General features: G+C 72.1%; 17 protein-coding genes and 1 pseudogene. 8 read left to right on the top strand and 10 right to left on the bottom strand.

Annotation, left to right across the window (positions count from 1 at the left end; all coding sequences use genetic code 11):
- Positions 1-338: 338 nt before the first annotated feature.
- From WBK50_RS08605 to WBK50_RS34990, 3 genes and pseudogenes are all read right to left on the bottom strand, one after another.
- Positions 339-938 carry an Rv1733c family protein gene (locus WBK50_RS08605; RefSeq protein WP_341335084.1) on the bottom strand — a complete coding sequence of 200 codons (600 nt, stop codon included), beginning with the start codon at positions 936-938 and terminating at the stop codon, positions 339-341.
- A 179-nt stretch (positions 939-1,117) separates the two neighbouring features.
- Positions 1,118-3,364: a glycoside hydrolase family 65 protein gene (locus tag WBK50_RS08600; RefSeq protein ID WP_341335083.1), complete on the bottom strand. Its 2,247-nt coding sequence runs from the start codon at positions 3,362-3,364 to the stop codon at positions 1,118-1,120.
- A 40-nt stretch (positions 3,365-3,404) separates the two neighbouring features.
- Positions 3,405-3,467, bottom strand: a pseudogene (locus WBK50_RS34990) (hypothetical protein); the annotation flags it as partial.
- A gap of 451 nt (positions 3,468-3,918) precedes the next feature.
- On the opposite strand from WBK50_RS34990, the gene acsA reads away from it, so the two are divergent.
- From acsA to WBK50_RS08575, 5 genes are read left to right on the top strand one after another with little or no spacing between them, the layout of a single operon-like run.
- Positions 3,919-5,697, top strand: a complete 1,779-nt coding sequence (gene acsA, locus WBK50_RS08595; protein WP_341335082.1) for an acetate--CoA ligase — start codon at positions 3,919-3,921, stop codon at positions 5,695-5,697.
- On the top strand, positions 5,694-6,662 hold the full coding sequence (gene pdhA / locus WBK50_RS08590) for a pyruvate dehydrogenase (acetyl-transferring) E1 component subunit alpha (RefSeq protein WP_341335081.1): 969 nt from the start codon (positions 5,694-5,696) through the stop codon (positions 6,660-6,662). The genes acsA and pdhA overlap by 4 nt, the downstream gene beginning before the upstream one ends.
- Positions 6,659-7,672 (top strand): alpha-ketoacid dehydrogenase subunit beta, encoded by a 1,014-nt coding sequence (locus WBK50_RS08585; protein ID WP_341335080.1) that lies wholly within the window; start codon positions 6,659-6,661, stop codon positions 7,670-7,672. The genes pdhA and WBK50_RS08585 overlap by 4 nt, the downstream gene beginning before the upstream one ends.
- Position 7,673: 1 nt before the next feature.
- Positions 7,674-9,008 (top strand): dihydrolipoamide acetyltransferase family protein, encoded by a 1,335-nt coding sequence (locus WBK50_RS08580; protein ID WP_341335079.1) that lies wholly within the window; start codon positions 7,674-7,676, stop codon positions 9,006-9,008.
- Positions 9,005-9,268 (top strand): acyl carrier protein, encoded by a 264-nt coding sequence (locus tag WBK50_RS08575; protein ID WP_341335078.1) that lies wholly within the window; start codon positions 9,005-9,007, stop codon positions 9,266-9,268. Before WBK50_RS08580 ends, WBK50_RS08575 begins: the two co-directional genes overlap by 4 nt.
- A gap of 61 nt (positions 9,269-9,329) precedes the next feature.
- On the opposite strand, the gene WBK50_RS08570 is transcribed toward WBK50_RS08575, so the two are convergent.
- Together WBK50_RS08570 and WBK50_RS08565 are read right to left on the bottom strand one after the other, a co-directional pair.
- Complete coding sequence (locus tag WBK50_RS08570; protein ID WP_341335077.1) at positions 9,330-10,310, bottom strand: PEP/pyruvate-binding domain-containing protein; 981 nt, start codon at positions 10,308-10,310, stop codon at positions 9,330-9,332.
- Positions 10,307-10,468 carry a DUF6307 family protein gene (locus tag WBK50_RS08565; protein ID WP_341335076.1) on the bottom strand — a complete coding sequence of 54 codons (162 nt, stop codon included), beginning with the start codon at positions 10,466-10,468 and terminating at the stop codon, positions 10,307-10,309. Before WBK50_RS08565 ends, WBK50_RS08570 begins: the two co-directional genes overlap by 4 nt.
- 171 nt (positions 10,469-10,639) lie before the next feature.
- Here WBK50_RS08565 and WBK50_RS08560 point away from each other — a divergent pair, with 171 nt between their 5' ends.
- Positions 10,640-11,311 (top strand): CBS domain-containing protein, encoded by a 672-nt coding sequence (locus tag WBK50_RS08560; protein ID WP_341335075.1) that lies wholly within the window; start codon positions 10,640-10,642, stop codon positions 11,309-11,311.
- 127 nt (positions 11,312-11,438) lie between these two features.
- On the opposite strand, the gene WBK50_RS08555 is transcribed toward WBK50_RS08560, so the two are convergent.
- From WBK50_RS08555 to WBK50_RS08535, 5 genes are all read right to left on the bottom strand, one after another.
- Positions 11,439-11,738, bottom strand: a complete 300-nt coding sequence (locus WBK50_RS08555) for a hypothetical protein (protein ID WP_341335074.1) — start codon at positions 11,736-11,738, stop codon at positions 11,439-11,441.
- Between the two features lie 656 nt (positions 11,739-12,394).
- Positions 12,395-13,318 carry a universal stress protein gene (locus WBK50_RS08550; RefSeq protein WP_341335073.1) on the bottom strand — a complete coding sequence of 308 codons (924 nt, stop codon included), beginning with the start codon at positions 13,316-13,318 and terminating at the stop codon, positions 12,395-12,397.
- Between the two features lie 363 nt (positions 13,319-13,681).
- Positions 13,682-14,356 carry a CBS domain-containing protein gene (locus WBK50_RS08545; protein ID WP_341335072.1) on the bottom strand — a complete coding sequence of 225 codons (675 nt, stop codon included), beginning with the start codon at positions 14,354-14,356 and terminating at the stop codon, positions 13,682-13,684.
- 47 nt (positions 14,357-14,403) lie between these two features.
- Entirely contained in the window at positions 14,404-15,390 is a 987-nt protein-coding gene (locus WBK50_RS08540) for a CBS domain-containing protein (protein WP_341335071.1), read from the bottom strand.
- A 344-nt stretch (positions 15,391-15,734) separates the two neighbouring features.
- Positions 15,735-16,328, bottom strand: coding sequence for an ImmA/IrrE family metallo-endopeptidase (locus WBK50_RS08535; protein ID WP_341335070.1), 594 nt, complete (start codon positions 16,326-16,328; stop codon positions 15,735-15,737).
- A gap of 149 nt (positions 16,329-16,477) precedes the next feature.
- On the opposite strand from WBK50_RS08535, the gene WBK50_RS08530 reads away from it, so the two are divergent.
- Positions 16,478-17,140 (top strand): phosphatase PAP2 family protein, encoded by a 663-nt coding sequence (locus WBK50_RS08530; protein WP_341335069.1) that lies wholly within the window; start codon positions 16,478-16,480, stop codon positions 17,138-17,140.
- 240 nt (positions 17,141-17,380) lie between these two features.
- Positions 17,381-18,775, top strand: coding sequence for a cytochrome ubiquinol oxidase subunit I (locus WBK50_RS08525; protein ID WP_341335068.1), 1,395 nt, complete (start codon positions 17,381-17,383; stop codon positions 18,773-18,775).
- Positions 18,776-18,782 lie beyond the last annotated feature (7 nt).

The following is an 18,782-nucleotide window of genomic DNA, read 5'->3' as shown; positions in this document are numbered from 1 at the left end:
TCTGGACGGGCAGGCCAGCACGAAGGCGAGGACCAGCAGATTCGAGACCGGAACACCGAAGGCTCGCGCCAACGATCAGGATCGCGGCGACCAGGGCGTACAACGGCAGGTGCTGACGCTTCATCCCAGGGCCTCTCCTCGGCTGGCTGACACCCACTCTGCCGCGGCACCAGGCGACGCGGCTGCGGCCGTCGGGCATCGCCCAGCGCGTCCAAAGTCCCGCAAAGCGCAGGGCGTTAGACCTGACGAGCGTCCCGATTCCCCACCGCCGGGGCGTTCGCCTCCTACTGCGGGACGGCGCCCATCGAGGTCTCCAGTGGGCCTGCTGCTCACCCGCGTCAGGTGGGGCGCTCGTCGTCGTTCCCGGTCCGGTTCGTCCACCGTGGCTCGATGCGTTCCCACTCCCGTTCCCATTCCGCCGCATGCACGGCCGTGGTCCAACGGCTCGCGAGCTGTGCCACGAATGCGACGACCGACGCGCTGGCGAGCGCAGCCACGAGCCCGCCCACCAGCGCTATGAGCAGGGCTTCGGTGGCGGTGAGCGGCGCATGCACGAGACGCTCGTCGCCGGTGGCCCAGGCCTGGACCGTCGAGCCGGCCCGCCGCGGCCCTTTCACCTGCGCTATCCCGGTCCGCTCGATCCCGTCCTGTCCCGTCCAGCGCACCCGCGTCGGGACCGTCACGGTCGCACCGTCCGAGGTGGCCAGGGGCACGTCCTCGGTCAGCACGACCTCCACCGGATGCCGGTCCGCGGCCTGGAGACGGGACTGCTCGGCCATCTGGCCGTGGACGACGATCCCGAGCACGATCGCTCCGAGCACGCTGAGCAGCGCCAGCGAGCAGACCAGCCAGGCGACGGCGTCGTCGAGCCGATCGCTGCGCCGGCGCGGCGGTCGTACGGGCTGGGCAGGTCGTGGTTTCCTCTCCTCAGCGCGCATCTGCTGTGCCTCCCGTGTGCTGTGGTGCCGTCGGGAACGAGCGTGGCGTGCCGCGTGCTCGGGGGGCAGTGCCCTACGGCCTGGTCACCGGTGCCGGTGTGCCTAATGCTGTCGGGCCCTTTCAACCGTGCCGCACCGCGGCTATCGCCCTCGATGGCGTCGATCAGGAGGCGCGCTCGTCACGTCCGCCGCACCGCGGCCGAGAACCGCACGGCCTCCCCCGGCCGCAGGGTGCGGATGTCCTCCCCGCACCCCACACGCACCGCCGGGCCCGGTCCGGGTGCCGCGACGACCCGCACCTCCCGGTCGGAGACCCGGACGTCGAGAGACAGGCCCCGGTACTGGACCACGAACTCGAGGGCGCCGAACCGGGACGGCCAGTGCGGGTTGAACCAGACCGCGTTCTCCCGGGTCTCCACCCCGGCGAAGCACCGCTGGAGCAGGTCGACGCAACCGGCCATGGCGCCGAGATGGACGCCCTCCGCGGTGGTGCCGCCCTGGATGTCCGCCAGGTCGCTGCTCAGGGCCCGCTCGAAATGGGTCAGTGCGTCCTCACGGTGGGCTCGGGCGAGCACCCAGGCGTGGACGAGCGCGCTCAGGGTCGAGCCGTGCACCGTCCGGGCCAGGTAGTAGTCGATCGTGCGGCGGATCGAATCCGGGGGGAGCGGGTAGCCGAGCCCGCCGAGCAGGACCCGCAGCTCGTCGGCCGAGAGCAGGTAGAACAGCATCAGGACGTCCGCCTGCTTGGACACCTGGTAGTCGTCCACCGAGCGGCCCTCGGCCTCCAGGATCCGGTCGAGCCGTTGCAGATCGCCGTAGCGGCGGCGGTAGTCGTCGAGGTCGAGCTCGGCGAGGTCGCGGTAGCCGTGGAACTGGCTGATGACCCCGTCCTCGGCGATCGGCACGTACATCCGCCGGGTGACGTCGTTCCAGCGCAGCAGCTCGGCGGGCGTCAGGCCCAGCTGTTCGACGAGCTCGGTCCGCCGCAACGGCGGCAGCACCGAGAGCACGTCGGCGGCCCGGCGGAGCGTCCACACCGCCATCACGTTGGTGTAGGCGTTGTCGTCGAGGCCAGGTTCGGCCGCGCCCGGGTAGCGGGTGGAGTACTCGTCGGGTCCCATCACCCCGCCGATGCGGAAGCGGTCCATCGCCGGGTCGTGGTGCGCCAGGGTGGCGAAGAACCGGGCCACCTCCAGCAGCACCTCGGCGCCGTGCTCGGCCAGGAACTCCAGGTCGCCGGTGGCCTGGTAGTACTGCCAGACGCTGTAGGCGACGGCGAGCCCGATGTGGCGTTGCAGGTAGCTGACGTCCGGGAGCCATCTGCCCGAGAGCGGGTTGAGGTGGAGCCGCTGGCTCTCCTCCCGGCCGTCGCTGCCGGACTGCCACGGGAACATCGCGCCGTGGTGCCCCGCCTCGCGGGCCGCGCGGCGCGCGGCGTTCAGCCGCCGGACGCGGTAGTGCAGCAGCGCCCGTGCGAGGCCCGGGATCCGCACCGTCAGCAGCGGGAAGACGAACAGCTCGTCCCAGAACACGTGCCCGCGGTAGGCCTCGCCGTGCATGCCCCGGGCCGGTATCCCGGCGTCGAGGTCGAGGGTGTGGGGCGACACGGTCTGCAGCAGGTGGAAGATGCTGAGCCGCAGCGTCCGCAGCGTCGGGGCGGCCGCCGGGCTGTCGCCGCCGGTGAGGTCGAGGCGGAACCGGCGCCAGAGCTGGTGCCAGGCCAGTTCGTGGGTCTCCAGCAGGGCGTCGAAGCCGGGTGCACAGGCGACTTCCTCGGCCGCGGCCGTGCCGGGATGGGAGAGGGCCACATCCCGGGAGGTGACGACGGCGACGATCTTCTCCACTGTGACCGGGGCACGTTCGGCGATCTCCATTGTGAGTTCGTGGGCGATGCGCGAGGTCTCTCGTGTCACGGACCGTACTGCCGGGGCGTCGACGACCCGGGTCCGCGCGGCCTCGGCCACCTCGATCTCCGACTGGGTCGTACGGGCCACCAGCAGCAGGGTCTCGGGGTCGGGTTCGGCGATTCGGACGACGGAGAGATGGCGGCCCGCCAGTTCGCGGTAGCGGGCGACACCCGAGTTGGTGACGTCCCCGTCGAGGCCGGAGGCCACGGTCAGCGTCCCGGACCAGTTCTCCGCCGTCACGACCGTCTGCAGACCGGCGAGATGGTGCGACGCCATGTGCACGAACCGCCGCTGCCGCACCGCGGTGCGCCGCCCGTGCCCGTCGGTGAACCGCAGGACCCGGCTCAGGACCCCGCGGCGCAGGTCGAGCGTGACGCGGTGCTCGTGCAGGTCCACGGCCGGCCCGAGCGGGTCGACCGGCTCGTCCCCGTCGAGGCCGAGACGCAGCACGAGCCAGTTCGGCAGGTTGACCGAGCTTCTCGTTCTCGACGACGGTCGTGCCGACCCCGGTGCCACCACCGATCTCGTCGCGGAGCCGGTTGAAGCATCCGGCGGCGTAGGTTCCCGGGTAGTGGACGCCGTCCGCCGTGCTCTCCGGCGCCGCTCCCCGGGCCGCGAACACCCCGTTGCCAAGGGTGCACAGAGCTTCCCGGCGTCCCTCGTCGCGCGGGTCGAAGCCCTCGAACACCACCGTCCAGGCGTCCTGTAGCCGTGCTGTCGCAGCCGTCTCCGTCGCGGTCACGATGCCTCGTCGCCGCGTTCCATGATCCGCGTCGCGTCGAGCTCCGCGGCCCTGGCCAGCGACTCCTGTCGGATGGGAGGTCGACGTCGACGGCGCCGGGTACAACCCCGTGCGCGCACGGAACAGAAGCGGCGGGAGCGGATACCGTCGATCGTGCCGATCTCGGAGTGGATGACCGGACAACCCACGTGTGGACTCCTTCCAGGCGCGTCGCGCTGATGCGCTCCGCGATCACGATCGCGGGCCTGTGGCCCGGGGGCAGGGCCGGAGGACCCGAACGCCGGGACCTCCGGCCCTGTCTGGGCAATCGGGGCGGGGCCACGCTGGCGGAATGCGGTTCGAGACGATCCACAAGCCGGACCACGTGCGGCACGGGGCGGTGCTGGGCGACTACGACCACGCCCGCCGTGACTTCAGCTGGACGCACGCACGGCTGGACATGTCGGGGCTGCCCGGCGGGGCTGGCCTGAACATCGCGCACGAGGCGGTCGATCGGCACGCCGCTCATGCCGCCCGGGTCGGCCGGACGGCCGTGCGGTGCATCGACCGCACCGGCGCGCTGCGCGAGCTGACCTACGGTGAGCTCGCGCGGCGCACCTCGCGCTTCGCGAACCTGCTCGGTACGCTCGGCGTCCGCCCGGGTGAGCGGGTGTTCACCCTTCTGGGCCGTGTCCCCGAGCTGTACGTCGCGGCCATGGGCACGTTGAAGGCCCGGGCCGTGCTGGCTCCGCTGTTCTCGGCCTTCGGTCCCGAGCCGGTCCGCGAGCGGATGGTGCTCGGCGACGCGACCGTGCTGGTCACGACGCCACAGCTCTACCGGCGCACGGTGCGCCCCGTCCGCGACCGGATACCGACCCTGCGGCACGTCCTGCTGGTCGGACCCGGGGCTGCCGACGAACCGGGCGGCCACGATCTCGGCGCGCTGCTGGACGCGGCGTCACCCGAGTACGCGATCGCGCCGACCGACCCACAGGAAGCCGCCCTGGTTCACTTCACCAGCGGGACGACCGGGAAGCCCAAGGGCGCGCTGCACGTGCACGAGGCGGTCGTCGCCCACCATGCCACGGCGCGGGCCGCCCTCGACCTCCGCCCCGACGACGTCTTCTGGTGCACCGCCGACCCGGGGTGGGTCACCGGCACCTCGTACGGGATCGTCGCACCGCTCGTGGCCGGGGCGACGCTCCTCTGCGACGAGCGGGAGTTCGACGTCAGGCGCTGGTACCGGATCCTAGGCGAACAGAAGGTCACGATCTGGTACACCGCGCCGACCGCGTTACGGATGCTGATGGGCCGCGGCACTGAGGAGGCGACCCGGCACGACCTCTCCGCGCTGCGCCTGATCGCCAGCGTCGGCGAGCCGCTCAACCCCGAGGTCGTGGTCTGGGCGAACGAGGCGCTGGGCCACCCGGTGCACGACAACTGGTGGCAGACCGAGACCGGCGCGATCATGATCGCCAACTTCGCGGCGTGCGAGATCAGGCCCGGCTCGATGGGGCGGCCCCTTCCGGGGATCGGTGCCGGGTTGCTGGAGCAGGGACCCGACGGGCGGGCCCTGATCGGTCCGGACGGGCAGGTGAAGGTGCTGCACGGGCCGGCGCAGGGCGAGCTCGCCCTCCGGGCGGGATGGCCGTCGATGTTCCGCGGCTATCTCGGCGCGCCGCAGCGGTACGCGGCCTGCTTCGCCGACGGGTGGTACCTCAGCGGTGACATCGCCCGGCGCGATCGCGACGGCTGGTACTGGTTCGTCGGCCGCGCCGATGACGTGATCAAGTCCGCCGGACACCTCGTGGGCCCCTTCGAGGTGGAGAGCGCGCTGATGGAGCATCCGGCCGTGGCCGAGGTCGGGGTGATCGGGACCCCGGACCCCGTGGCGGGCGAGCTGGTCAAGGCCTTCGTGACGCTCCGCGCGGGCGTCGAGCCGACCGAGCAGCTCCGCACCGAGCTGCTGGCCTTCGGCCGGCGTGCGCTGGGCTCCGTCGCGCCGCGGTCGGTCGAGTTCGACCAGGAGCTGCCGCACACCCGCAGTGGCAAGGTCATGCGCCGGCTGTTGAAGGCGCGGGAGCTGAACCTCGCCGAGGGGGATCTGTCCACGCTGGAGGCCGGTCGATGAGCGGTGCCGACGATCCGCTGGCGTTGTTCACCACGATGCTGCGCGTGCGCCGGTTCGAGGAGCGCTGCGTGGAGCTCTACAGTGCCGCCGCCATCCGCGGCTTCATGCACCTGTGCATCGGCGAGGAGGCCGTCGCCGCCGGGGTGATCGGAGCGCTCGCGGCCGACGACGCGGTGGTCTCGACCTACCGCGAGCACGGCCACGCCCTCGCCCGCGGCATCCCGATGCCGTCGGTGTTCGCCGAGATGTTCGGCCGGGTGACCGGCTGCAGTCGAGGACGCGGCGGTTCCATGCACCTGTTCGACGCGTCCCGCCGGTTCTACGGCGGCAACGCGATCGTGGCGGGCGGCATCCCGGTCGCGGTCGGCCTCGCCCTCGCCGACCGGCTCTTGCACCGGTCCCACGTCAGTGCGTGCCTGTTCGGCGACGGCGCCGTCGCCGAGGGCGAGTTCCACGAGTCGCTCAACCTCGCCGCGCTGTGGCACCTGCCGGTCGTGTTCTGCTGCGAGAACAACCAGTACGCGATGGGCACCTCGCTGGCCCGTACCCACGCGGAGACCGACCTCGCGCTCCGCGCCGGCTCCTACGGCCTGCGGTCCTGGTCGGTGGACGGGATGGACGCCGTCGCGGTACGCGCGGCGACCCGGCTGGCCGTGGACACGGCGCGGGCCGGTGGCGGCCCGTGCTTCCTGGAGCTGCGGACCTACCGCTTCCGTGCCCACTCCATGTACGACGCCGACCGGTACCGCGAGCGGGCGGAGATAGACGCCTGGCTCGAGCGGGACCCGGTGGAGCGCCTCGCTGCGGTGCTCGCCGCCGACGGGACCCTCGACGAGCCGGGCCGCACCGCCCTGGAGGAGGCTGTCACCCGGGAGATCGACGAGGCGGTCGGGCTGGCGGAGGCCGGTCCACCCGAGCCCGTCGCGGACCTGAGCCGGTACGTCACCGCGGAGGCAGGACGATGACCGCGACCCCGGTCCGAGCCCCGGACGGGCCGGCGACCACCACCGTGACCTTCCGCGACGCCTTCCGGGCGGGCCTTCGCGAAGCCCTGGCAGGCGACGAGCGCGTCTTCCTGATGGGTGAGGACGTCGGCCGCTACGGCGGGTGCTTCGCCGTGAGCCAGGGCCTGTTGGAGGAGTTCGGCGAGGAGCGGGTGCGCGACGCCCCGTTGTCGGAGTCCGCGTTCGTCGGGGCCGGGATCGGCGCGGCGATCGGCGGGACGTTGCCGATCGTGGAGATCATGACGGTGAACTTCGCCCTGCTCGCGCTCGACCAGATCGTCAACAACGCCGCCACTCTCCGGCACATGTCGGGCGGTCAGCTGGGCGTGCCGCTCGTGGTCCGGATCCCGACCGGTCCGGGCCGCCAGCTCGCCGCGCAGCACTCACACACGCTGGAGGGGTGGTTCGCGCACGTCCCGGGTCTGCGGGTGGTCACTCCCGCGACGCTCGCCGACGCCCGCGGGATGCTCGCGACGGCGTTGCTCGACCCGGACCCGGTGCTCGTGTTCGAGCAGATCGGGCTCTACGGGACATCCGGGGAACTCGCCACCGACGCCGGGCCGGTCGACCTGGACCGGGCGGCGGTCCGGCGGGCCGGCACGGATGCGACGGTCGTCGCCTATGGTGGCTCGCTCGCCCCGGTGCTCGCCGCGGCCGAGCAGTTGGCCGGGCGGGGCGTCTCGGCCGAGGTGGTGGACCTGCGCGCGCTGCGCCCGCTCGACACCGACACCGTCGTCGAGTCCGTGGCCCGCACCCACCGGCTGGTGGTGGTCGACAACGCGTGGCGCAGTGGCGGCCCGATGGCCGAGGTCGTGGCCCGGGTCGCCGAGCAGGCCCTCGACGAACTCGACGCCCCGGTCGAACGGGTGGCCGCGGTCGAGGTGCCGGTCCCCTACCCGCGTCACCTCGAAGAGGCCGCGCTCCCGCAGGCGTCCGACGTCGTCGCGGCCACGCTTCGGGCGGTCGGGTGACGTGGGCGAGTTCCGGATGCCGGCGCTCGGCGCCGACATGGAGGAGGGCACGGTCCTGGAATGGCTCGTCGCCCCGGGCGACACCGTGCGCCGCGGAGATGTGATCGCGGTCGTCGACACCGACAAGGCGGTGATCGACGTCGAGTGCTTCGAGTCCGGCGTCGTCGACCGCCTGCTCGTCGAGCCGGGGACCCGGGTACCGGTCGGAGCTGCGCTCGCCGTGATCGGCCGACGGGCCGGCAGCGGCGTGTCGGGCGGCCCCTCCCCCGACGATCTCGTCACCGGGACGCCGCGCGCCACCACGGCCCCCGAGCCGCCACCCGGCCCGGTTCCCCGGCCGCCCACGCCGCGGGGCACGCCCCCTCCGGTCCGCTCGCCGATCGTCCGCCACCGCGCGGCCGAACTGGGTGTCGACCTCACGACCGTTCCCGGGACGGGTCCGGAAGGAATGATCACCCGCACTGACCTCGATCGGACCGTCCTGCACGCTCCCGAAACCCGGCGGCCACGGCTCGCGGACCGGGCCCGTGTATCCCCGTACGCGCGAAAGCTGGCCGCGTTGCGCGGCGTGGACCCGTCGACACTGACCGGCTCCGGGCCCGGCGGGCTCGTCCGCGCCCGGGACGTGCTCGATTCCGCCGCACCGCGCGCGCCGCAGGAACCGCGGCGGTCAGCAGATCCGCGGGCCGTGACCGCAGCGCTGATGGCCCGGTCCAATCGGGAGATCCCGCACTACTACCTCTCGACCCAGATCGAGCTGGGACCGGCCGCGGACTGGCTGCGCGCCCACAACCGCGAGGTCCCGGTCGCCGAGCGGGTGCTGCCGGCCGCGCTGCTGCTGCGCGCGGTCGTCCTCGCCCTCGGGAAGGTGCCGGAGCTCAACGGCCACTGGCTCGACGGCGGGTTCCGGCCCGCCGAGGCCGTGCACCTCGGTGTGGCGGTCTCGCTGCGCGGGGGCGGGCTCGCGGCCCCGGTGGTGCGCGACGCCGGGACGCTGGGCCTCGACGCCCTCATGGCCCGGCTCTGGGACCTGACCGCACGCGCCCGCGGCGGCCACCTGCGGTCGTCGGAGATGTCCGGGGCGACCGTCACCGTCACCAATCTCGGCGACCTCGGCGTCGATGTCGTCACCGGCGTGATTCATCCCCCGCAGATCGCCCTGGTCGGATTCGGCACGACGCGCCCTCGGCCCTGGGCGATCGAGGGCCAGGTCACCGTCCGCCCGGTCGTCGACGCGAGCCTCGCCGCCGACCACCGTGCGAGCGACGGCACCACCGGCGCGCGGCTGCTGCGCGAGCTGGACCACCTGTTGCACAAACCCGAGGAGCTGCGATGACCGGCCCCACCGCCCTGCCCGCCGCCGACAACGCCCGGGTGCTCGTGCTCGACGTCCTACGTGGGATCGCGCCGGGGCCGGCCCTCGACGCCCTCGGGCCGCACGACGACCTGCGCGACACGCTCGGCCTGGACTCGCTGGACTTCCAGGCCCTCGTCGTGCGGGTCTGCGAGCGCACCGGACGACGCATCGAGGAGGACGACTACGACCGGCTCGCCGACCTGCAGGGATGGGTCGAGCTGTTGACCGCCCCGGCGTGACCGACGGGGTGACGGCGACGGGTTGGCGACTCCGGACATCGGTGCCACCGACGGTTCGCGGTCAGGCTCGGGTCACGGGGCGCGCCTCGAGCAGCCAGGTCCGGCCCGCAGCCGTGGCCCATTCGAACGCTGCCGGTTCGGCGAACAGGCCGTCTGCCCGAAGCGCGAGCCCGGCGATCGTCGCCGCCTCCTGGTCCGTCAGCACCGGGACCGCGGCGTGCCGGGGCTCCAACTGGACGGTCACGTCGGGCCGGTCACGGCCGGGGATGACCTCGAACTCCTGGCGCCCCGCTCGCACCGACGTCACGCGGAGGTCGGAGGCGTCGACGACGTAACGGTCCGGGTGCACCCGGCCGCTCACGACGACCTCGCCCCGGCCCCATGCAGCCTCGAGGACGACGCGGTCCACTCGCCCGTTCGACGCCCGGGCGGGACTGGCGACGCCGGCCTTCTCCGCCGGGATCGCCACCTGCACCACGACCGCGACGGCGGGTTCGGCCCGGGCCCCGCTCCGTGAGCGGCGCAGAACGGCCCGAGGGCCGAACATCTGGGCCCAGCAGTCGACGATGCGCTCGATGAGGTCCGCGGTGCCGCGGACCGTCGTGTACGCGTGCATCACAGGGGCACTGACGGGACCGGAATCGGAGTCGGGCGAGGAGGGACGTACGGCCACCGGCGCCGGCCCGTCGACGTCGACCCCGAGCCCGACGTAGGCCGTGTACACCTGGGCCGCGAGCTCGACCGAGAGTCCCGCGCGGCGCACCAGCCGGGCCATCGCCTCCGAGGATTCGGCCAGCACCGCCGTCATGCCCACGGTGTCACAGCCGAGAAGCGTGTCGGCATAGCGCAGCGCGAGACCGGAGCGCACCCCGCCCGCCTCCATCGATCTGAGGTAGGCATCGGCGGTCACCACGAAACCGGGCGGTACGGGCAGGCCGGCGCGGAGCATCTCTCCGAGCTTCGCGGCCTTGGGCCCGACCGCGGCGGCGTCGGTGAGGCGGACCTCGGCCAGGCTCCTCACGTCGGCCGTGGTCACGTTCATCGCACCTTCTCCGGGACGTGGTCGAGAGCCTGCAGGACGTGGCGGGCGAGTGCCACGGCGGCCTCGTGATCGAGAGCCGACTGCTCGGCGATGGCCTTGGCGACCAGTTCCACCCGCTGCTCGTGGACGGTGCGGTAGACGGTAGCGGGTTCTGTCATAGTCGATCCTTGTCGCAGGTCGCGGGAGGTGCGCGTGCTCGATGGTCGCGTGCGGCCGACGTGTCGCTGAAGGGGCGAAGGACCCGACTCGCGCCCCAGCGGCCGTTGGGCCCCGGTGCGGCGGGACCTGTGGCACTGCCGAACCCTCCGTGCCGGGACCAGGGTGAGCCTATGAGGAACCTAACCGTCGGCGACGTCATGACCACCGCCGTCCTCACCGCCCGCCCCGCCATGCCCCTGAAGGAGGCCGCGCGGGTCCTGGCCGAGAAGCACATCAGCGCGCTGCCGGTGCTCGACGCCGACGACCACCTCGTCGGCGTCGTCTCCGAGGGCGACGTCCTACTGAAGCAGGGCCACCAGATCCCCCGGAGGCCACACTGGTGGGAAGGCCGTCGCCGACGTGACACCCTGCGCCGGGCGGCCGGCGACACGGTCGGCCACGTGATGAGCGCGCCGGTGGAGACCGCCATGGCCGACGACAGCCTGGCCCGGGCCGCGCGGCTGATGACCGAACTCGGCGTGAGGAGCCTTCCGGTCGTCGACCGGCACCGTGCTCTCGTCGGCATCGTCAGCCGGGCCGACGTCCTGAGCACGTTCCTGCGCACCGACGAGGAGATCCGCGCCGAGATTCTCGGCGAGGTTCTCGTACATCTGCTCTGGCAGGACCCCACCGGGATCGACGTCGGCGTCCACGACGGGGTCGTCACGATGACCGGGGTCGTCGGGGAGCGCAGCACGGCGGAGACCGCCGAACGCCTCGTCCGCCGGCTCGACGGGGTCGTCGACGTCGTCAGCGAACTCCGGCACCGCGTCGACGACGGCGGCCTGGCTCACCCGCGCTGAGAGCCGGTGCCGAGTGGTCAGCGCCCCCCGGATCCCCTCTGCATGGGAGCGATGGGGTGCCGAGCGGGGCTCGTCTACGGCGGTCGAAGGTCCTCCCACGACGAGCGACCGGCTCCGCGGACCGACCCTACGTCGATCCGACGACGATCGAGGCGACGGCCACTGCCGACCGATAGCTCTCGGTGGACACCACGGACGTTCCGTCCGGCCCGGCCGGCAGGCCCGTGGCCAGCGCGTCCAGCAGAGCCGCCAGGGGCTCGGCGAGCGCCGGGCCGACTGTCGTGGCGGCGGGCGGGCGGCCGGGGTGGGGAGTGGCGTGGGTGGATGTCGTCAACCGATCGCGGTACGCACGGGACATCGCCTCGGCGTCCTCCCCGAGACCCCTCGGACCCACGGCGCGCACCGCGGTCACGTCCTTCGCGCTCATGGGGTGTCCAAGCCGCTCGTCGGGCGCCATCTCGGGGTCCGGTTCGGCCCACCGCCACGGGCCGCGCGCCGCGTCCCGGGCTCCCACCCGGAGAACGTGCGCCGCTCGGTGCAGAAGATCGGCAGCCGCGCGTGGATCCCGCGTCGCGCTCGGGCCGGGAGGTTCGGTGTCGCTCATGGCCGAACGCTAGGAGCCAGGACCGAGGACGGGCAGAGGCCAAGGTCCTGACCGAACCGGGCCGACGGGCCGGCGCTTATTGCTGCCAGCCGGAGGCACACGGCAGCCAGCCACGGCCGCTCTCGTCGAGGACGAGACGACGCCGACAGCCGACTCGTGCGTGCGTCCGTTCCCAATCGCGGGCCAGGCTCTGCCGCCCGAGGGTGGTCCTGCGGCCGCACAGGTTGCATTCGGCGACCCATTCGACCTCGATCAGTCCCGACTGGTACCGATGATCGACGCGCTTCACCTTTGACCTCCGCTTCCCGATGAGCCCGACCGCTGCGCGGGCCTCGCGACGAGGTAGGAATCGAGCTTAGGTGCCCGACTTGCCGGGCACACCGGGCGAACCTTCTGATTCGATCAGGAAACACGGTGGCGCAGAGGATCCCGGGCCCTTGCGGCCCCTGCGACGAAGGGCGGTCCGAGGGCCCGCGGGGTCATTCCCCTCCGTCCCCGGCGGTCGGCTTCACCACCGCGACGGAACAGGCGGCGTGGTTCACCAGTGCGCGGCCGACCGAGCCGAGCAGCATTCCGGCCGTCGTTCCCCTGCCCCGCGAACCGACCACGACGAGCCGGGCGGTCTCCGACTGCTCGAGCAGGGCGTGTGCGGGCCGGTCCCTGGTGACGACCCGCCGGACGTCCACGTCGGGATACTTCGCGCTCCATCCGGCCAGGCGCTCGGCCAGGACCTGACGCTCGTCCGTCTCGATCGCGTCCCAGTCCAGCAGCGGCGCGAGCACGGGCTCGACGAGCAGGTCCCACCAGGTGTGCACGGCCACCAGCGGGGCCCCCAGCGCCGACGTCTCCTCGAAGGCGAACGCCAGCGCAGCCTCGCTGGCCGGTGAGCCGTCGACACCGACGACGACCGGCGCGTCCTCCGGCCGCGGCGCATCCCGGACCACGACGACCGGGCACGGGGAACGCACGACCAGCGAGGTCGCAACGGACCCCAGCAGCATCCCGACGAACCCACCAGCGCCTCGTGCGCCCACCACCACCAGTTCGGCGTGGTCGGCCTCGGCGCGCAACACCGGCTCCGGGGAGCCCTCGACCGACCGGGGGACCACCTCGACGTCGGGCGCGGCATCCGCAGCCTCCGCAGCCGCTTCGTCAAGGCACCGCGCCGCCGCCCGGCGGATCAGCTCCAGGTACTGCACCCAGATCTCCGGATCGGACACCATCCCCGGTCCCGTCCAGCCGTAGACGTGCACCGCCGCCAGCTCGCACCGGCGGCGCACCGCTTCCCGTGCAGCCCACCTCACCGCGACCAGGGCGGACTTCGAACCGTCCACCCCGACGACGATCCTTCTCGACGACCGCCCGTCCATGACCACCCCTTCCGCGGACGTCGACGATCGCATCCGTGGCGACCGTGAGGACAGCGTCCACCGGCCCGAACTCCCGGGACCTTCGCCTCAGGATCGTGGCGCGTAGGACGCCGTGCGCCTCCCCATCCTCAGCGCCGCTCGACGCGTGCACCGAAGCCCGGGAAGGACGCCGACTCGTGGCCGTCCTGCCGACCCGGCCGATGGTCATCTCGACGGCGGTGGTGCGGCCCGCGCTCGCACCGGCGGCGCGCCGCCGGCCCGCGGTATGGCGACCCAGGCCCGGTCGGTCGTCTCTTCATCGCTCATCGCCGGACGGTCTCGTGGGCCGAGCTCACGGCGCGCGCCGCGTGCCGGCTCACCCGCCTGGCCAGCATGGTCACCCAGCGACCGGCGGACCTAGAGGTTGTCGTACCTGCGCTCGTCGAGTTCGTAGTGCAGCCGGTCCTGCACCGCGACCACCCCTTCCAGTCGCTCGACCAGGGCGACCGCCACGAGGGCGTCGGCCCGGATCGGCACGGTCCCCGACAGGGTGACGATCCCGTTCTGGACGACGATGTCGAGCCGCGCGGGGTCGACCAGCAGGACACGCAGGAAGACCTCCTCGATGATCTCGCGCCGCAGGTCCTCGTCGCTGCGCTCGAAGACCCGTAGGAGGTCCGAACGCCCGACGACGCCGACCAGCCGGTCGTCGGGATCGACCACGGGAAGCCAGCCCAGGTGGTGCGCACGCATGCTGCGGGCCGCCGCGGCGATGCCGTCCTGCGGGCGGACGGCCACGACCTCGGTGGTCATCAGGTCCCGGGCGGTGGTCGGACGGGCGGCGGCGGCCTCAGCGCTAGTGGACGGGCGAGGGCCATCCCGGCGGACGCTCCACAGGTGATGCGCCTGACCGACGGGCCGGTCCGGGTCGCTGTACTCGGCGGTCTCCAGGACGTCGGCCTCGGAGACGACGCCGAGCAGATGACGGTCGGCGTCGAGGACCGGTACGGCGCGGGTCCTGCGGCCACGCAGGAGGTCGACGATCTCCTCGAACCGGGCGTCGGGTGCCACGGCCGCGACGTCGGTCGTCATGACGTCCCGCACCGCGGTCGTCCTCAGGCGAGTCCTGCCCTGCCCGCTCACGGGGATGCCACGGCGGGTCGAAGGACACCGGCCGCCGCCGCGGCGTCGTGCGCCTCGACCGGCTCGGACTCCGGACGCACGATCGTCACCGAGCAGCGGGCATGCAGCGCGCAGTGCAACCCGACCGACCCGAGCAGAAGGCTCGCTCCCGGACCGCGACCCCGCGATCCCACGACGAGCAGGTCCGCGCCCGACGACCGGTCGACAAGGACCTCGCCCGGCGAACCCTGTACTGCGACGACCTCCACGTGCGGGGTGCCGCCCGCCAGCTCGGACCGCACGGTGTCGAGGATCTTGATGACGGTGCGCCGGACTTCGCCCTCGATCTCGCCGGCCAGGCCTGCGAGTGTCGGCACGGCCGGCAGCCCGTACACGACAGGCCAGACCGCCGGCGGCGAGAACGCCGCCACCACGCTCACCGACGCACCCCGGCGCGACGCCTCCAGCAGCGTGTCCCGCACGGCCACCCGCGCGGCCGGCGACCCGTCGAACCCTACGACGATCCGCCCGGACGCCCCCACCCGGGCCGACGTCTCCTCGGTCGCCGGATCGGGGGCGAGACCGCGCCTGCTCCGCACCTCCGCCGAGGTCTGCTCCCGTCGGGCGACGACCCGCAGGACGTCGCGACGGCTCACGATGCCGACCAGCTCGCCGTCGTCCTCCACGATCGGGATCGACCGCACCCGCGCATCGAGCATGAGGGAGACGACGTCGGCGAGGTCGTCCACGGGCCGCAGCGCGAGCGGCGACCCCGTCATGACCTCTCCTACGGTGTTTCCGCCCGACCGGGCAGGCCACCCCTCCGGACGGATCTGGTGCCGGACAAGATCGGCCTCGGTGACGATGCCGATCAACCGGCCCTGGTCGTCGACCACGGGCGCGGCGGTGAAACCGTGCGACGCCAGCAGCGCCGCCGCTTCGGGTACAGGGGTCATGGGCCGCACGGTGATCACCGGTTGGCTCATCACGTCATCGGCCTTCATCGGTTTCCTCCTCCGCCCGGAGCCCGTCGAATTCGCCCGTCCGCCCGGGTGGACGGGGCTCCGCGTGTGCATGGTCGGTCTTTCGCGTGGCGTCGGGCAGGGCCCAAAGCCCCGACACCGCCGGGCGGGATGACACCGGCGCGCCACATCCTCTCCGCGGATGACCGTTCGCCGTTCTGCCCGGTCGCCGCCGTCCCGACCGCGCCGCACGAGCAGGGCGCCGTACTGGTCGGGGTGGCTCCCTGGAGACACAGTCCGTGCTCGAAACAGCGGCACTCAGCTCAGCCGCTCACTAGGCGAGGCACGCTCCGACAACTATCCCGGCTGACAGCTTGATGGCAGAATTATGCACCGCGTCCAGCGTTTGATCTGGCCTGCTTCACCAGTGCGCGTTGTGCGTATTTCCGCGCACCCGACATTTGCATTTGAGCGAACTGGATGCTCACGCCGAAGCGGGCCGCGACCTGCTCGTTATCCAAGCCACGAAAGGCTACCCTTCGAGCTGCCTGTTGCGGCACCGAGAGCTCGCTCGACAAGAACTTGGCCTGGTCCTCCTTCGTCTTGTCAAAGTTTCGACACTGCTTCTCTTCACTGAGAAGTGCCGACTCGAACTCGTGCTCGAGCAAGAAATGAGCCAGTTCATGAGCGATTGACGACACCCGACGCTCGGGCGAGTGGGACGTGTTCTCGACGATGAGACGGAGGCGTCCGACCGGAACCAGTGCCGCAGACCAAAGCGCTGATCCGGTAGTGCTAAACCGCATGACGGCCTGGGCGGCCAGCGGTGAGGTGGCCAGACTGTCAAGTCCGTAGATGGGGATTCCGTGGTGCTCTGCCAGTTCGAACGGGCTCAGCGGATCGAACGGCGACAGACCCAACTCGTTGCGCTCCTCCAACGCTAGACCGGCCATCTTCTTCTGGGTCCAACGCTCGACCATCCCGAGGTCAGCTCTACATCCTCGACGGGTCCGCAGAGAATCTCCTGACTGCGGATTCGATCAGCGCCTCGAGTAGTTCGATATCAGGCTTCGTCAGATCTTTCCGTGCACGCAGCAGGGGAGCGATTTCAGCACTCCAGGCGGCCGTGGTGGACGCGGTCGCCGACCCGGACGGGATCTCCGCCGCCGACGTCCCGTTGCTTCACTGGACGGTCGCCAACCGCTCCCTCGCCGCAACCGCACCGGCCCTGGCAGGCACCACGCTCGGCGGGACGACGGGCATGGCGGTGCTCGCCACGGTCGCCGCCGTCGTGCTGTGGTTGCGGCGCCGCCGGTGGGAGGCCGGCGTCGTGATCGTGACCGCCGCCGGGGCGGGAGTGTTGGTCGAGACGCTCAAGAACTTCTACGACCGCGTCCTCGGGATCCTCGCCGCCGTGGCGGTGGTCGTGCTCCTGGACAGGACCGCACGGACGGTCGCGGTCGTCCTCGCGGCCACTCTGGTCGTTGCGATCGGGCTGTCCCGGCTCTACCTCGGGGCGCACTGGCTGACCGACGTCCTCGACGGATGGCTGGTCGGCGCCACATGGCTGGCACTGTGCGTGACGCTGTTGCTGCACCGCAGGCCGGTGCCGCTGCCCGCTCCGGATCCCGCCCTGCCTGATCCCGCCCGGCCCGCCGGCCCGGTGTCCGAGGTCACGGCCGATCCGTCCCCCGTCGGCTTCAATCTTGATCCCGATGGCGGTGGTCGGCACACGGCCGAGCCGCCCCGACCGCACCACCACGGGCCGGAGCGGCCGGACGACACGAGGTAGCAGGTACGCGCCGCAACGAGCCGCCGAACAGGCCGCGCCTCCTCGCCCGCCTTCGCCGAACCCGGGGGACCCGTTCACACCACCACGGTCGGGACCTCACGGCGCAGAAGGACCTTGGTCCCGGCGGTGTGCCGCGAGGGTCCTGCGCACGACCGTCGCTGGGCCCTAGTGATCGGCAGACAGCCGGCGGGATGGTGAGCACCGGCCGGAGGCACCGGCACTCGGCGCTCGGAGGGCCGGATGACACTCGATCTCGCACGGTGGCAGTTCGCGATCACCACCGTGTACCACTTCCTGTTCGTGCCGCTCACGATCGGCATGGCGTTCCTGGTCGCCGGCATGCAGACGGCGTGGGTCCGCACGAGTGACGACCGCTACCTGCGGATGACGAAGTTCTGGGGCAAGCTGTTCCTGATCAACTTCGCGATCGGGGTGGTCACCGGCATCGTGCAGGAGTTCCAGTTCGGGATGAACTGGAGCGACTACAGCCGCTTCGTCGGCGACATCTTCGGCGCCCCGCTCGCGATCGAGGGTCTGCTCGCCTTCTTCCTCGAGTCCACCTTCCTCGGACTGTGGATCTTCGGCTGGGACAAGCTGCCCAAGCGCGTGCACCTGGCCTGCATCTGGCTGGCCGCGATCGGCACCATGCTCTCGGCCTACTTCATCCTCGCCGCGAACTCCTGGATGCAGCACCCGGTCGGCGCGGTCGTCAACGACACGGCCGGGCGCGCGGAGCTGAAGGACTTCGGCGCGGTCCTGACCAACTCGACCGCCGTCGGGGCGTTCGCCCACACGATCACGGCCTGCTTCCTGACCGCGGGGGTGTTCGTCCTGGCGATCAGCGCCTGGCACCTGCGCAAGAACACGCACACCGAGGTCTTCCGCCCGTCCATCCGCATCGCCCTGGTCACCACGCTGATCGCCGCGCTCGGCGCGGTCGTCACCGGAGACCTGCAGGCCCGGCTGATGACCGAGCAGCAGCCGATGAAGATGGCCGCCGCCGAGGCGCTCTACGACACCGTCGCCCCCGCCTCGTTCTCGGTGTTCACCATCGGCTCGCTCGACGGCTCGCAGGAGGTCTGGAGCCTGCGTGTGCCCCGGGTGCTGTCCTTCATGGCCACCGGTTCCTTCGACGGCACGGTCGAGGGCATCCGCGACCTGCAGGCCCGCAGCGAGCAGACCTACGGCCCCGGGGACTACACCCCGAACATCCCGACCACCTACTGGACCTTCCGGCTGATGATCGGTTTCGGCGCGCTGGCCGGGCTGCTGTCGGTGATCGGGCTGTGGCTGACCCGCAAGCGCGCCACCAGACCGCTGCCCCGCTGGTTCCTCAGCGCCTCGGTACTGGCCCTGTTCCTGCCCTTCGCCGCCAACAGCGTCGGCTGGATCTTCACCGAGATGGGCCGCCAGCCCTGGCTCGTGTTCGGCATGCTGCGCACCGCCGACGGCGTGTCACCGAGCGTCGGTGCCGCCTCGGTCTGGATCTCATTGACGGTGTTCACGCTGCTCTACGGGGCGCTCGCGGTCGTCGAGGGCTGGCTGATGATCCGCTACGTCAAGGCCGGACCACCCCCGCCCGCGCCCGTCGAACCCGTCCGCGCCCCGGCCACCGGCCCGACCGTGAGCTACTAGGAGCCCG

The sequence above is a fragment of the Pseudonocardia sp. T1-2H genome (genome assembly GCF_038039215.1).
GTDB lineage: Bacteria > Actinomycetota > Actinomycetes > Mycobacteriales > Pseudonocardiaceae > Pseudonocardia.
Note: the sequence above shows the minus strand (reverse complement) of the source record. Positions and strands in the feature narration are given on the sequence as shown.

Coding starts and splice junctions, on each gene's coding strand:
- WBK50_RS08605 (WP_341335084.1), bottom strand. CDS start 938: ATGCGCGCTGAGGAGAGGAAACCACGACCTGCCCAGCCCGTACGACCG.
- acsA (WP_341335082.1), top strand. CDS start 3,919: ATGCGGTTCGAGACGATCCACAAGCCGGACCACGTGCGGCACGGGGCG.
- pdhA (WP_341335081.1), top strand. CDS start 5,694: ATGAGCGGTGCCGACGATCCGCTGGCGTTGTTCACCACGATGCTGCGC.
- WBK50_RS08585 (WP_341335080.1), top strand. CDS start 6,659: ATGACCGCGACCCCGGTCCGAGCCCCGGACGGGCCGGCGACCACCACC.
- WBK50_RS08575 (WP_341335078.1), top strand. CDS start 9,005: ATGACCGGCCCCACCGCCCTGCCCGCCGCCGACAACGCCCGGGTGCTC.
- WBK50_RS08570 (WP_341335077.1), bottom strand. CDS start 10,310: ATGAACGTGACCACGGCCGACGTGAGGAGCCTGGCCGAGGTCCGCCTC.
- WBK50_RS08565 (WP_341335076.1), bottom strand. CDS start 10,468: ATGACAGAACCCGCTACCGTCTACCGCACCGTCCACGAGCAGCGGGTG.
- WBK50_RS08560 (WP_341335075.1), top strand. CDS start 10,640: ATGAGGAACCTAACCGTCGGCGACGTCATGACCACCGCCGTCCTCACC.
- WBK50_RS08555 (WP_341335074.1), bottom strand. CDS start 11,738: ATGAGCGCGAAGGACGTGACCGCGGTGCGCGCCGTGGGTCCGAGGGGT.
- WBK50_RS08550 (WP_341335073.1), bottom strand. CDS start 13,318: ATGCGATCGTCGACGTCCGCGGAAGGGGTGGTCATGGACGGGCGGTCG.
- WBK50_RS08545 (WP_341335072.1), bottom strand. CDS start 14,356: ATGACGACCGACGTCGCGGCCGTGGCACCCGACGCCCGGTTCGAGGAG.
- WBK50_RS08540 (WP_341335071.1), bottom strand. CDS start 15,390: ATGAAGGCCGATGACGTGATGAGCCAACCGGTGATCACCGTGCGGCCC.
- WBK50_RS08535 (WP_341335070.1), bottom strand. CDS start 16,328: ATGGTCGAGCGTTGGACCCAGAAGAAGATGGCCGGTCTAGCGTTGGAG.
- WBK50_RS08525 (WP_341335068.1), top strand. CDS start 17,381: ATGACACTCGATCTCGCACGGTGGCAGTTCGCGATCACCACCGTGTAC.